Source organism: Thioalkalivibrio sp. ALE30 (assembly GCF_000377465.1).
GTDB lineage: Bacteria > Pseudomonadota > Gammaproteobacteria > Ectothiorhodospirales > Ectothiorhodospiraceae > Thioalkalivibrio.
Map to the genome: position 1 here is coordinate 116,093 of NZ_KB898170.1, position 13,872 is coordinate 129,964.

Sequence of the window (13,872 nt, forward strand, 5' to 3'; positions counted from 1 at the left end):
ATGGCACGCGGGCGCGACTGCCTGCGGATTATGCCATTCGGACCGCATCCCCGGGAGGGTGTTCCCCCTGGGGATGCAAGCCGGTTCAGGCCGAGGTGTCCGGTGGGGGTCCGATGGGATCGAAGGTTTGATAGCCCGCGAGGCGCGCCAGGGGACCCAGGGCCCAGTGCCTGCGCAGGGCGGAAAAGTCGGCTACCGCGGCGTTGTATCGCGCGAGGGCGTCGGTAATGGCCTGATCCAGGGCTGCGACCCGTTCCGGGGTACGCCCGGCAAGGACCGGTGCAGATTCTTTTTCTTCCGATAATTCATACAGATAGGTGTCCCACGTGGCTCGAATGCTGCGCTCGGTTCGGGCCAGCGCGGGGAGATCGCCGCGGCGTCGGGCAGCCTCCTGCGCACGCAGGGCGGTCTGGACGTCGACGAGCGGATCGGGGTCGGCCAATCCCATCATGTGCAGGAGGCCGTTGCGTTGCGTAAGCAGTGTGTCCAGGCGATTCCAGGCGGATACCACCCGGCGTTCGTGGATTGCCAGGTGGGTGTGCACCCGGAAGCCGACGAGGCTCAGGACCACCAGCGTGAGGATGACAGCCAGGACCTCCATGCGCAGGGGCTACATTCGGGGCGAGGCGTGGCCCGTCAGATATCGACGTTCTCCGCGCTCAGCGCCCGTGTCTCGATGAAGTCGCGTCGGGGTTCGACCTGGTCCCCCATCAGGGTGGTGAAGATCTCGTCGGCCCGGATCGCGTCCTCGACACGCACCTGCAGGAGGCGGCGGGATTCGGGATTCATGGTGGTTTCCCACAGCTGGTCCGGGTTCATTTCGCCCAGACCCTTGTAACGCTGGGTGGCCAGGCCGCGGCGGCCTTCGTGCAGGAGCCATTCCATGGCTTCCGAGAATCCCTCGATCAGGTGGACCCGCTCGCCGCGCTTCATGTAGGCGCCTTCGTCCAGCAACGCATTGAGTCGGGCGGAGAGGTCCAGCACAGCCTGGAAATCACGCGAGGCCAGCGTATCGTCGTTGATGTACTGGGACAGGGCCGCGCCGTGCTCGATCCGGTCCAGGCTCAGCTGGGCATGGCCGTCGCGGTCGGTCACTGCCCCCAGGCTGTAGCGCGTCGCGCCGGCCTTGTCGCTGGAGAGCCCCTCGAGGATGCGGCCGAACCAGGCCTGCACCTCCGGATTGGTGACGCTACGCGGCTCCGGGATGGCGTCGGCCTCGAGCATCGCCCAGAGGATGCGCGGGTCGTACATGCGGCCCAGGCGCTCGACCGCGCGGGCGGCCTTCTGGTAGCCCTTCACCAGATCCTCGAAGGCCTCGCCGGTAATGGGCGGGGCATCCGGGCTGGGATAAAGCGCGGCACCATCCAGGGCCAGAGAGATCACGATCTCGCCCATCTCGGCCTCGTCGCGCACGTATTGTTCGCGCTTGCCACGCTTGATCTTGTACAGCGGTGGCTGAGCGATATAGACATGGCCACGTTCGATCAGCTCCGGCATCTGGCGGAAGAAGAACGTGAGCAGAAGGGTTCGGATATGGGAGCCGTCCACGTCGGCATCCGTCATGATGATGATGCGGTGGTAGCGCAGCTTGTCCGGGTCGTACTCTTCCTTGCCGATACCGCAGCCCAGGGCGGTAATCAGGGTCCCGACCTCGGCCGAGCCGAGCATGCGGTCAAAACGCGCCCGTTCGACATTCAGGATCTTGCCCTTCAGCGGCAGAATGGCCTGGAAATGACGGTCCCGCCCCTGCTTGGCCGATCCGCCCGCGGAGTCGCCCTCCACCAGGTAGAGCTCGGACTGGGCCGGATCCTTCTCCTGGCAGTCGGCCAGCTTGCCGGGGAGCCCGGCGATATCCAGGGCCCCCTTGCGGCGGGTCACCTCGCGGGCCTTGCGGGCGGCCTCGCGAGCACGCGCGGCGTCCAGGACCTTCTCCGTAATCGCCTTGGCCTCCTGCGGATTCTCCAGCAGGAAGTTGTTGAGGGCGTCCGACAGCACACTCTCCACAATCGGCTTGACCTCCGAGGAGACCAGCTTGTCCTTGGTCTGGGAGGAGAACTTCGGATCAGGCACCTTCACCGACAGCACGGCCGTGAGGCCCTCGCGCATGTCGTCGCCCGCCGTGGCCACCTTGGCCTTCTTGATGAGGCCTTCGGTCTCCAGGTACTGGTTGATGGTTCGCGTCAGCGCCGCGCGGAAGCCCGCCATGTGGGAGCCACCATCGCGCTGCGGGATGTTGTTGGTATAGCAGAAGATATTCTCCTGGTAGGAGTCATTCCACTGCAGCGCCACCTCGACCGCATAGTCATCCCGCATCTGGTCGGCATAGACCACGGTGGGATGCAACGCGGTCTTCTTCTGGTTGAGATGCTCGACGAAGGCCCGAATCCCGCCCTCGAAGACGAACGTCTCCTCGCGGTTGTCGCGATGGTCGCGCAAGGTGATGCGGACCCCGGAGTTCAGGAACGACAGTTCGCGCAGACGCTTGGCCAGCACCTCGTAGTGAAAGTTGATATCGGTAAAGATCTCGGGGCTGGGTCGGAACCACACGCGGGTGCCGTGACGGTCGGTCGTGCCGGCCTCGGCCAGCGGTGCGGCGGGAACCCCGAGGTGATACGTCTGTTCGTGGCGCTTGCCGTCGCGATGGATCTCGAGGCGCAGCTCTTCCGACAGGGCGTTCACGACCGAGACACCCACGCCGTGGAGCCCGCCGGAGACCTTGTACGAGTTGTTGTCGAACTTCCCGCCGGCGTGCAGGACAGTGAGGATAACCTCGGCCGCCGACGTGCCTTCTTCCTCGTGGATATCCACCGGGATACCACGGCCGTTGTCGCTGACGGAGACCGCGTTGTCCTCGTGGATCGTGACTTCGATGCTGTCGCAGTAACCGGCCAGGGCCTCGTCGATGGAGTTATCGACGACCTCGAAGACCATGTGGTGCAGGCCCGTCCCGTCATCGGTGTCGCCGATATACATCCCGGGTCTCTTGCGCACGGCATCGAGACCCTTGAGGACACGGATCTGGGAAGAATCGTAGGCGGAGGGATCTTGGGATTCGATATCGGACATGCAGGTGGTCATCCGGCGAGTTGCAGACACGCCAGTATAGCGCAAAGACGGGGGCGACCGGTGGGGGGGCGTCGAGAGGCCGCGGGAGCGTCGGGGCGTCCATGGGCCCGCGACAGCGAAGAGGATCAGGCGGGGGTGCTCGGTGTGACGCGGCCATGTTTCACGTGGAACAATTCGCCCGCGTCCGCTCCAACCAGCCCCGGCACCGCATCCTCCACGGCCGTCACCAGGATCTGCCAGCCGCACTCACGGAGTCCAGCCATCAGCCCCTCCACCGCTTCCCGGTCCAGTTCGGAGACGACATCGTCCAGCAACACCACGGGTGCCCGACCGCACTCGCGTTCCAGCATTCGGGCCTGCCCGCCAACCAGCGCTGTCACGACCCGCTTTTGCTCCCCCCTGGAGGCCTCGGCTGCCACCCGCCCCGCCAGCCGGAGGTCGATATCCGCCCGTTGTGGCCCCACCTGCGCGAACCCGCGCTCCTCGTCGCTGCCCCGGCTACGCTCCAGGGCCTCCCCAAGACTGCGGTCCCGATCCCACCCCATGCGAACCCGCAAGCCCAGGTCTCCCAGCCGGTCGCCAAACCCGAATCGTTCCGCTGCCTCTGCGGTGCACCCTTCCCAAGCCCCGACGTACCGCGCCCGCGCCTCGCTGATCGCCACCCCGAATTCCACCCACGGGCGTTCAAACTCCCGGGCGGCGGCCCGGTCGCCGGTGCGGAGGGCCGCATTGCGCTGATCGTGGGCGCGTTTCCAGCGTTGCCAGTTCTCACGGTATCCCGGGATCGCATGAAAACAGCCCCAGTCCAGCAGACGACGTCGCTCCTCCGGCCCCCCGGTCAGCAATTCGAACGAGCCGGCATGCAGGGTGCGCACCGGCAGCCATTCGGCCACCGTCGCATGGCCCTCCATCCAGCGACCATCCAGGCGGGATCGCCGCGTACCATCCCAGACGACGCCCAGGCGATGCGCACCGCCACGCCCATCGCGGACCTCTCCGCCAACCCAAAGCGACTCGCCGCCACTTCGCAATACCCGCCGCAATTGCTGCGTCCGGAACGAACGCCCCGCCGCGAGGATGTGGACGGCCTCGAGCACCGAGGTCTTTCCCGCGCCGTTCGGGCCAACCAGGCGATTGATCCCCGGCCCCAGTGCCAGCGTCTGCTCCCCGAGATTACGCACCCCCTGCCACCAGAGCGACTCCAGCACACAACCTCCAGCCTACGGAAACACGAATTCATCGACACGCACGCGCTCGAGTCGCTTTTGCGTGCGTTTAATGCGCGGCGACGGCCGTGCAGTCATTCTGCTACAGGTCAGCCGCAACGCTGTGCGCGCGCCCGTTGTCATTAAAAACGAGCGGCCGAGCCCCTTCGTTGATTCGGTTGCGGGGTTGGCGCCCCCCTGTTCCCCAATCCTGCGTTGCGCCCCGAATCCATCAGAAAAGGGCGGGTAGAACTACCCGCTACACGACGCGTCCGGTCTCGGAAAACCCGGGATACCAACGCGAGCGTATTCATGGATCGGTGTTTCCCTAGAGCCGCATCGGCATGACGACGTAGCGTGCCCCGCCCGGCGGTTCCGCCTGGATCAGGATGGACGAGTTGCCGTCGCGCAGCCCGATCCGCACCTGGTCGGTCTCCAGCACATTCAGCACGTCGGCGAGGTAGCCCAGGTTGAACCCGATCTCCATCGGGCCCCCGTCGTATTCCGCCTCCACCGACTCCTGGGCCTCTTCACGATCGGCGTTATGGGTCATGACCTGACACCCGCTCTCGCCCAGCACCATCCGCACACCCCGATACTTGTCGCTTGCCACAATCGCGACGCGCCCCAGTGCCTGCTTCAGGACCTCGCGGTCCACCCGCAGGGTGGCCGGAAGATCCGCCGGGATCACCCGTTCGTAGTCCGGGAACCGCCCTTCGATCACCTTGCTCCGCAACACCGCGCTGCCGAGCTCGAACACCACCTGGTCTTCCCCGAAGCCGATGCGCACCGACGTGTCGTCATCGGCCAGGTTGCGCCGCAGCTCGGCGACGGCCTTTCGCGGCACGATGCGTTCGATTCGCTCCTCGACCGGCTGCTCCAGCTCTACCTCGGCCAGCGCCAGGCGATGACCATCCGTGGCTACCGCCCGCAGACTGTTGCCACTGGCGACCAGGAGAAGCCCTTGCAGGTAGTAGCGCACGTCCTGCTGAGCCATGGAGAACATCGTGGCCTCGAGCAATCGGCGTAGCCGATTCTGCGGCACATCCAGCACGGCCTCGGACCCACGCGCCTCCCAGTCGGGAAAATCTGCCCCCGGGAGCGTGGCCAGACTGAAGCGCGAGCCTCCGAAACCGACCGTCATGCGTTCGCCCTCGACCTTCGCGCGAATCTCGCTGTCGGCCGGTGCGGCCTTGACCACGTCGAGCAGCTTGCGAACCGAGACCGTGACATCGCACTCCCCGGGAATTGCGCCCTCGGCGCCGGCCTGCCAAGCGAGTTCGAGATCGGTGGTGTCCATCCGGATCGCGCCATGGTCATCCGGGCGCAGGCGCACGTTCCCGAGAATGGGCATCGTCAATCGTTTCTCGGCCGCGCCCACAATCCGTTGCAGCGCTTCGGTCATCGTCTCGCGATTGAAAGACAGTTCCATGGCGATGTCCTGTATCTAGTCTGTTTAGATATTCATCTAGTGATAATAAGAGGCCGACTTCCCTGTGAAGAAAACCCTATACATTCTTTTTAATCAGCAACTTGATAAGATTCCAGGGGCTGCCGATACCTCTGTGAAGCCTGTTGCCAACCTGTGGACAGTTTGGCCGTCGAATTTTTCCACGAATCCATACCGGCGTTGCACCCAGGTTATCCACAGGTTTCGGCCGACCGGAATGGACCGCGTTCAACTGCTCAGTGTCCGCAACAGATTGGAGTAGTCCTCGTCCAGGCTTGCATCTGCCTCGCGCAACTCGACCACCTTCCGGCAGGCATGGATGACGGTGGTGTGGTCGCGCCCGCCGAAGGCCTGGCCGATCTCCGGGAGGCTGTGCTGGGTCAGTTCCTTGGCCAGTGCCATCGCGATCTGACGCGGCCGGGCGATGGAACGGCTGCGCCGGGTGGAGAGCAGATCCGCGACCTTCACGCGATAGTAATCCGCCACGGTCTTCTGGATATTCTCCAGCGTAATCAGCTTGTTCTGAACGGCAAGCAGGTCCCGCAGCGCATCCTTCGCGAAGTCGAGCGTGATCGGCTTGCCGGTAAAGTGGGCATTGGCGATCACCCGACGCAACGAGCCTTCCAGTTCGCGGATGTTGGACCGGATGCGCTTGCCCATGAAGAAGGCGACCTCGGTGGGAAGCTCGATCCCGGCTTGCTCGGCCTTGCGCTGGAGGATCGCGACCCGCGTCTCCAGTTCGGGCGGCTCGATCGCAATCGTCAGGCCCCAGCCAAAGCGCGACTTCAGTCGCTCCTCGAGGCCCTCGACCTCCTTCGGATAGCGATCCGAAGTGAGGATGATCTGCTGCTGGCCTTCCAGGAGGGCGTTGAAGGTGTGGAAGAACTCTTCCTGCGAACGCTCCTTGCCGGCGAAGAACTGGATGTCGTCGATCAGCAGCGCGTCCGCGGAGCGGTAGTGCTGCTTGAACTCGTCGATCGCGTTGTGCTGCAGCGCCTTGATCATGTCGGCCACGAAACGCTCGGAGTGCAGGTAGATGATCCGCCCCTCCGGATGCCGCGCCAGGATGCTGTGCCCGATCGCATGCATCAGATGGGTCTTGCCCAGACCCACCCCGCCGTAGATGAACAGCGGGTTGTAGGCGACCCCGGGATTCTCCGCGACCTGCAGACTCGCCGCCCGCGCAAGCTGGTTGGATTTCCCCTCGACAAAGGTGTCGAAGGTAAACGCGGGGTTCAGGTTGCTGACCGGACCCTGGGGCCGCGGCGCCGGGCTTGCCTTTTCCGCTGCGGCCCGCTCGCGCTGGGACTCGTGGGGATCGGGGGCCGGAGCCGCCGGCAGCTCCGCACCGCCGATGCCAAGGCGCACGCGCCGACCGCCCGGATCGTTGGCAGGCTGCAGCTCGCCGACCGTTTCCTCGATCGAGGCCAGCAGATGGTCGCGCACATGCTCGAACACAAACTGATTCGGCGCCAGCAGGCGCAGCGTGCCCCCCGACTCCTCGGCATGCAGCGGCCGCAGCCAGGTGTTGAGTTGCTGCTCGCTGACCTTCCCCTGCAGGCGGTCCAGACAGGCTGTCCACAGGGCATTGGCTGACACGCGTTTGTCTCCGGGGCGGCGGGGAATGGAAGTCCCCGAGTCTACGCCGATGGGCCCCCGCGGTGCCAGCGCCTTCCCGACCCCGAGATTGACTTTGTCCCCGGATGGCGCTAGTTTTCACCGCCCTTTAACCAAGCGTCACGGGAACCGACATGAAGCGCACTTTCCAACCCAGCCGGCTCGTCCGAGCCCGCACGCACGGCTTCCGGGCCCGTATGGCCACCCGTGGTGGTCGCAAGGTCCTGAACGCCCGTCGCGCCAAGGGCCGCAAGCGCCTCTGCCCGTAACCCGGGCGGCGCGCCGGCTCCCGTGACCGCGGCGCCAGCCATCCAGACCTTTCCGCGCCGCGTCCGTTTGCTGACGGGTGCGGATTACCAGCGTGTATTCGAGGATGCCCGGCGGCAGCGCGGTCGCGACCTGACCTTGCTCTATCGACGTTCGGAGACCGGCGAGGCGCGTCTGGGCCTGGCCATCGGCAAGCGGCATGTGCGCCATGCCTCGGACCGCAACCGGATCAAGCGCATCGTGCGCGAGGCGTTCCGCGTGCGCCGCGCCCAGCTGCCGCCGGTCGACATGATCGTGCTGGCGCGGGGTGGCGCGGCGAGCGCCGACCGGCGCGCGCTGCGTGCCCAAATCGACAGCCTGCTGGAACGTCTGCAATGAGCCTGCCCCGCAAGATTGCCCTGCTGCCCGTGCGGGCCTACCAGTACGGGATCTCGCCGTTCATGGCCCCGCATTGCCGTCACTACCCGACCTGCTCGGCGTATACCGTCGAGGCGGTCGAGACCCACGGGGTCCTGCGGGGCTTCTGGCTGGGTCTGCGGCGCATCCTGCGCTGCCACCCCTGGTCCCCGGGCGGTTATGATCCGGTTCCGGCACCGCGTTCCGATTCTCCCAGCACCCGACCCTCAAAGTAGTCGCGCTCATGGATAACCTTCGTCCCCTCCTGTGGCTAACCCTGGCCTTTGTCCTGTTCCTGATGTGGCAGGCCTGGAATCAGGATTACGGCACTCCCTCCCAGCCCGATCGTACCGCCGAGCAGGCCGAGGAGGATCCGGACGCGCGGCCGGAGGATGTGCCGGATGCGCCGCAGTTCGAGTCGGAGGACCAGCCGCGCGCGGACGATGCGCCGCAGGTCAGTACGCTGCAGGAGCCGGACCGCCGGCAGATCACGGTGCGTACCGACACCCACGAGATCCTGATCGATACCCGTGGCGGTACGCTCCTGCGGGCGGACCTGCTGCAGTACCCGCGGGACCTGCAGGACGATCCGCTGGTCCCTGTGCGCCTGTTCGACCACCGGGTCCGGGGCTATGTTGCCCAGAGCGGCCTGACCCATGATCGGGTCAACGACCGTTCCATGGAGGGTCGCGCCCCGTCGCATCACGCCAATTTCCAGGTCGACCAGGACCGCTTCGATCTGGCCGAGGGCCAGGACACCCTCGAGGTCCCGCTGCGCTGGACCTCCGAGGATGGCGAGATCGAGGTCATCAAGACCTATACCTTCACCCGTGGCTCGCATCTGATCGAGGTGGACTACGAGGTCCACAACCGCTCGGATTCCACCTGGAGCGGTCGCCAGTACCGTCAGCTGCGTCACGGCCCCACGCCCGACCGCGAGTCCTGGTGGCTTTACACCTTCACCGGTGCCGCCTATTTCGATGGGAGCTACGAGCGCGAACGCTTCGAGTCGCTGCGCGACGACCCCATCCAGGCGCGCATCCAGGGTGGCTGGGTCGCGATGATCCAGCACTACTTTGTGTCCGCCTGGGTCCCGGGCGAGGACGAGGTCAATGCGCTCTATGCCCGCGCGGTGCCGGGCGAGGTGGGTGACGAGTACCTGATCGGCCTCCACTCCGAATCGATCCAGATCCCGGCCGGCTCCAGCGGCGCGTTTTCCACCCGCCTGTGGGTGGGGCCGAAGCTGCAGGACGAGCTCTCCCAGATCGCACAGGGTCTGGAGCTGACCGTCGACTACGGCATCTTCACCTTCCTGTCCAAGCCCCTGTTCTGGCTGCTGGACAAGATCCATGCGGTGGTCGGCAACTGGGGCTGGGCGATCGTCATCCTGACGATCCTGATCAAGCTGGCGTTCTTCAAGCTCTCCGCGACCAGCTACCGCTCGATGGCGCGCATGCGCAAGGTCGCGCCCAAGCTGCAGGCCCTGAAGGAGCGCTACAAGGACGACAAGCAGCGCATGAACCAGGCGCTGATGGACCTGTACAAGAAGGAGAAGATCAACCCGCTGGGTGGCTGTCTCCCGATCCTGGTCCAGATCCCGGTATTCATCGCCCTGTACTGGGTGCTGCTGGAGAGTGTGGAACTGCGTCAGGCCCCGTGGTGGCTGTGGATCCAGGATCTGTCCTCGCGTGATCCGTACTTCATCCTGCCGATCCTGATGGGCGTGTCCATGTTCGTGCAGTACAAGCTGAACCCGCCGCCGATGGATCCGGTGCAGCAGAAGATCTTCATGGCGCTGCCGTTCGTGTTCACGATCTTCTTCGCCTTCTTCCCGGCGGGCCTGGTGCTGTACTGGTTCACCAACAACCTGTTCTCCATCGCCCAGCAGTGGTACATCACGCGCAAGATCGAGGGCGGCGAGGACCCGGACAAGCAGAAGAGCTGACCGGGCCGTGACCGTGGCGGACACCATCGTCGCGGTCGCCACCCCGCCGGGGGTCGGCGGCATCGGCGTGGTCCGCCTGTCGGGCCCCGAGGCACTGGTTATCGCGCGGCGCCTGACCGGGCGCGACAGACTGCGACCGCGCCACGCCCACTACGGCCGCCTCATCGATCCGACCAGCGGCGAGGCCATCGACGATGGCCTGATCCTCTATTTCCCCGCGCCCCATTCCTACACCGGCGAGGACGTGGTCGAGCTGCAGGGGCACGGCAGCCCGGTGCTGCTGGAGGCGCTGGTCGCGGCGTCGGTCGATCTCGGGGCCCGCCGCGCGCGGCCGGGCGAATTCACCGAACAGGCCTTTCTGAACGGTCGTCTGGACCTCGCGCAGGCGGAGGCCGTCGCCGACCTGATCCATGCCCAGACGGCCGAGGCCGCGCGCCTGGCCCGCTCCAGCCTCGATGGCGCGCTGGCCGCGGAGCTGGAGCCGGTCTCCCGCGCGATCCGCGACATGCGCGTGGTCATCGAGGCCGAGATCGACTTCGGCGAGACCGATCTTGAATCCGAGGCCGCCCCGGACATCGCCCGGCGGGCGGAGGCCCTGCACACCACCATCGTCGCGCTGCTGGAGCGCCTGCGCCCGGCCCGCTACTTCGCCCAGGGTTTGCGTCTGGCCCTGGTCGGGGCCCCGAATGTCGGCAAGTCCAGCCTGATGAACCGCCTGGCCGAGAGTGAGGTGGCGATCGTCACCGATCGCCCCGGGACTACGCGCGACGTGCTGCGCTCGCCGATCGCCATCCACGGCATCCCGGTCGAGTTGATCGACACCGCCGGACTGCATGCCAGCGACGACCCGGTGGAGCGGATCGGCATGGAGCGCGCCCGCGAGGCCGCGACCGGGGCCGATCTGATCGTGGAGCTGCGGGACCTGACCCGGCCGGAGGCCGTCCCCGATCTGGAGGCCGCGCCCGAGATCCCGCGTCTTACGGTCTGGAACAAGCAGGACTGCGTTGCAAAGGATTCCCTTCCAGGCCGGGGGATCGCCATCTCCGCGCGCACGGGTGCGGGCATCGAAGCACTGAAGCAGGCGATCGTCGAGCGCCTGGGTGCCGGCGAGGGCGGTCAGCAGCGCTTCAGCGTGCGGGCGCGCCACCTCGATGGTCTGCGTTCGGCCGCCCACCACCTGGCCGCGATCGACGCGCAGGCCCCGCCGGATGTGATTGCCGAAGAGCTGCGCCTGGCCGAGGCCGCGCTGGATGCCCTGCTGGGTCGCCAGGACCACGAGGCCCTGCTCGGCGAGATCTTCGCCGGGTTCTGCATCGGCAAGTGATGGCGCAGGGAAACATGGATCCCCATGCGGCCGCTTCGACGCCGCCGCCACTCCTGCTAAACTGCTGATTTTACGTTTTCGGGCCGACCACCGGCCGGGCTTGCAGAGGTCATGGCAGAAACATTCGATGTCATCGTGATTGGCGGCGGACACGCCGGCACCGAGGCCGCACTGGCCGCGGCGCGCGCGGGTGCGCGCACGCTGCTGCTGACCCACAACCTCGAGACCATCGGCCAGATGAGCTGCAATCCGGCGATCGGCGGCATCGGCAAGGGCCACCTGGTGAAGGAGATCGATGCCCTGGGGGGCGTGATGGCACGTGCGGCGGATGCTGCCGGCATCCACTTCCGCATCCTCAACCGGCGCAAGGGCCCGGCGGTGCGCGCGACCCGCGCCCAGTCCGACCGGCAGCTCTACCGCCAGGCCATTCGCCAGTTCGTGGAGGCCGAGCCGAATCTGGAGATCTTCCAGCAGCCGGTGGCCGACATCACCATGGAGGGCGATCGTGCGACCGGCGTGGTCACCGAGGCGGGGACTGCGTTCCAGGCCCGTGCCGTCGTGCTGACGGTGGGGACCTTCCTCAACGGCCAGATGCACACCGGGCTGACCCGGCAGCCGGGCGGTCGCGCGGGCGATCCGCCGAGCGTGCGCCTGGCCGCGCGCCTGCGCGAGATGGCCTTTGCGGTCGGGCGCCTGAAGACCGGCACCCCGCCGCGCATCGACGGGCGCAGCGTCGACTTCGCGCGCCTCGAGGTGCAGCCGGGCGATGACCCGCGCCCGGTGTTCTCGTTCACCGGCTCGGCCGACGACCACCCGGCCCAGCGCCCCTGTCATATCGCGCGCACCAGCGAGAAGACCCACGACCTGATCCGCGCCAACCTCGATCAGGCCCCGATGTATTCCGGCCAGATCGACAGCACCGGACCGCGCTACTGCCCCTCGATCGAGGACAAGGTGGTGCGCTTTGCCGACAAGACCAGCCACCAGGTCTTCGTCGAGCCGGAAGGGCTGACCACCCAAGAGCTCTACCCGAACGGGATCTCCACCTCCCTGCCCTATGCGATCCAGGTGCCGCTGGTGCAGAGCATCGAGGGCTTCGAGCACGCCCGCATTACCCGTCCGGGCTACGCGATCGAGTACGACTACTTCGACCCGCGCGGCCTGCGCCCGTCGCTGGCCACGCGCGAGGTAGCCAATCTGTTCTTCGCCGGGCAGATCAACGGCACCACCGGATACGAAGAGGCCGCCGCCCAGGGCCTGGTCGCCGGGCTCAATGCCGCCCGCCTGACCCGGGACGCCGAACCCTGGATCCCGCAGCGTTCCGAGGCCTATATCGGCGTGCTGATCGACGACCTGGTCACCCGCGGCACGCAGGAGCCCTATCGGATGTTCACCTCGCGCGCCGAATACCGGCTGCTGCTGCGCGAGGACAATGCGGATCTGCGTCTGACCCCGGTCGGCCGTGAATACGGCCTGGTCGACGATGCCCGCTGGGCCCGGTTCGAGCGCCGCGCCGCCGCGATCGAGTCGGAGATGAGCCGGTTGGCACAGACGCGACCGGACCGCGATCAGCGCAGCCGCCCGGCCCTGGTCGAGCTCCTAGGCAAGGCCCCGGACCCGGATGCCACGCTGCTCGACCTGCTGCGCCGGCCGGAGGCCGACTATGACGCCCTGATGCAGGCCCTCCCGGAACTGGATGCGGGCTGCGCACCGGACGTGCGCGAACAGGCCGAGATCCAGGCCAAATACGCCGGGTACATCGAGCGCCAGCAGGCCGAGATCGATCGCCAGGCCAGGGCGGAACAGACCGCGCTGCCGGACGGACTCGACTACGACCGGGTCCACGGCCTGTCCAACGAGATCCGCCAGAAGCTGGCCGAATTCCGTCCGCATACCCTGGCCCAGGCCCAGCGCATTCCCGGCGTGACCCCGGCCGCGCTGTCGGCCCTGGCCGTACATCTGAAGCAGCGCGCCAGTGGCGAGTGAGGACTGGGGGGCGCGGCTCGCGTCCTGTGCCGATGCCTGGGACCTGGATGCCCGCGCCCGCGAGGTGCTGGCGACGTACCTCGCCGAGCTCCAGCGCTGGAACCGGGTGCACAACCTCACCGCGGTGCGCGATCCCGCCTTGCTGATTCCACGTCACGTACTCGACAGCCTGACCCTGCGCCCGTATCTTCAGGGCGAGCGCGTGCTCGACGTGGGCACCGGGGCCGGGCTCCCGGGGTTCATCCTGGCCGCGACCGAACGCGAGCGCGACTTCTGTCTGCTGGACAGCGCGGCCAAACGCATCCGCTTCCTGCGTAACGTGATTGGCCTGACCGGTCTGGCGAACGCCGAGGCGATCCACGCGCGCATCGAGGACTTCCACCCCGAGGCGCCGTATACCACCGTGCTGTCGCGGGCGTTCAAGGCCCCGGCCGAGATGCTCGCGCGGGTCGCGCACACCGTGGCGCCCGGGGGGCGGGTGCTGGCCATGCTCGGACAGCGGCGGGTGGTCGATGACCCCCTGCCGGCGCCCTGGGCGTACCGCCGGGTGGATCCGGTTACCATTCCCGGCGAGGTGGCCGAGCGCCACGTTGCCATTATCGAGAGAGCCTGAGCC

12 protein-coding genes are annotated in these 13,872 nt (G+C 66.9%); 7 read left to right on the top strand and 5 right to left on the bottom strand.

The annotated features are described in order from the left end of the window. Positions 1 to 85 precede the first annotated feature (85 nt). The 5 genes from D107_RS0105450 to dnaA form a co-directional block, all read right to left on the bottom strand. On the bottom strand, positions 86 to 601 hold the full coding sequence (locus tag D107_RS0105450) for a hypothetical protein (RefSeq protein ID WP_018878237.1): 516 nt from the start codon (positions 599 to 601) through the stop codon (positions 86 to 88). Between the two features lie 35 nt (positions 602 to 636). After that, complete coding sequence (gene gyrB, locus D107_RS0105455; RefSeq protein ID WP_018880943.1) at positions 637 to 3,066, bottom strand: DNA topoisomerase (ATP-hydrolyzing) subunit B; 2,430 nt, start codon at positions 3,064 to 3,066, stop codon at positions 637 to 639. Between the two features lie 125 nt (positions 3,067 to 3,191). Next, complete coding sequence (locus tag D107_RS0105460) at positions 3,192 to 4,274, bottom strand: DNA replication/repair protein RecF (RefSeq protein WP_018880944.1); 1,083 nt, start codon at positions 4,272 to 4,274, stop codon at positions 3,192 to 3,194. Positions 4,275 to 4,599: 325 nt separating this feature from the next. Further along, entirely contained in the window at positions 4,600 to 5,703 is a 1,104-nt protein-coding gene (dnaN, locus tag D107_RS0105465; protein ID WP_018880945.1) for a DNA polymerase III subunit beta, read from the bottom strand. Between the two features lie 246 nt (positions 5,704 to 5,949). Continuing rightward, positions 5,950 to 7,320, bottom strand: coding sequence for a chromosomal replication initiator protein DnaA (gene dnaA, locus D107_RS0105470; protein WP_018876791.1), 1,371 nt, complete (start codon positions 7,318 to 7,320; stop codon positions 5,950 to 5,952). A gap of 152 nt (positions 7,321 to 7,472) precedes the next feature. Here dnaA and rpmH point away from each other — a divergent pair, with 152 nt between their 5' ends. The 7 genes from rpmH to rsmG all read left to right on the top strand — a co-directional run bounded on the left by rpmH (position 7,473) and on the right by rsmG (position 13,869). Further along, complete coding sequence (gene rpmH, locus D107_RS13640; protein WP_018141118.1) at positions 7,473 to 7,607, top strand: 50S ribosomal protein L34; 135 nt, start codon at positions 7,473 to 7,475, stop codon at positions 7,605 to 7,607. Positions 7,608 to 7,629: 22 nt separating this feature from the next. Further along, the gene (rnpA, locus tag D107_RS0105475; RefSeq protein WP_018880946.1) at positions 7,630 to 7,983 is read left to right on the top strand and encodes a ribonuclease P protein component; all 354 of its coding nucleotides are present in this window, start codon (positions 7,630 to 7,632) and stop codon (positions 7,981 to 7,983) included. Continuing rightward, positions 7,980 to 8,237: a membrane protein insertion efficiency factor YidD gene (yidD, locus tag D107_RS0105480; RefSeq protein ID WP_017943060.1), complete on the top strand. Its 258-nt coding sequence runs from the start codon at positions 7,980 to 7,982 to the stop codon at positions 8,235 to 8,237. The genes rnpA and yidD overlap by 4 nt, the downstream gene beginning before the upstream one ends. Positions 8,238 to 8,245: 8 nt before the next feature. Beyond that, positions 8,246 to 9,946: a membrane protein insertase YidC gene (gene yidC / locus D107_RS0105485; RefSeq protein WP_018880947.1), complete on the top strand. Its 1,701-nt coding sequence runs from the start codon at positions 8,246 to 8,248 to the stop codon at positions 9,944 to 9,946. A gap of 7 nt (positions 9,947 to 9,953) precedes the next feature. After that, positions 9,954 to 11,270, top strand: coding sequence for a tRNA uridine-5-carboxymethylaminomethyl(34) synthesis GTPase MnmE (gene mnmE / locus D107_RS0105490; protein WP_018880948.1), 1,317 nt, complete (start codon positions 9,954 to 9,956; stop codon positions 11,268 to 11,270). Between the two features lie 111 nt (positions 11,271 to 11,381). After that, entirely contained in the window at positions 11,382 to 13,256 is a 1,875-nt protein-coding gene (gene mnmG, locus D107_RS0105495) for a tRNA uridine-5-carboxymethylaminomethyl(34) synthesis enzyme MnmG (protein WP_018880949.1), read from the top strand. After that, positions 13,246 to 13,869 carry a 16S rRNA (guanine(527)-N(7))-methyltransferase RsmG gene (rsmG, locus tag D107_RS0105500; protein ID WP_018867613.1) on the top strand — a complete coding sequence of 208 codons (624 nt, stop codon included), beginning with the start codon at positions 13,246 to 13,248 and terminating at the stop codon, positions 13,867 to 13,869. Before mnmG ends, rsmG begins: the two co-directional genes overlap by 11 nt. The last annotated feature ends 3 nt before the right edge of the window (positions 13,870 to 13,872 follow it).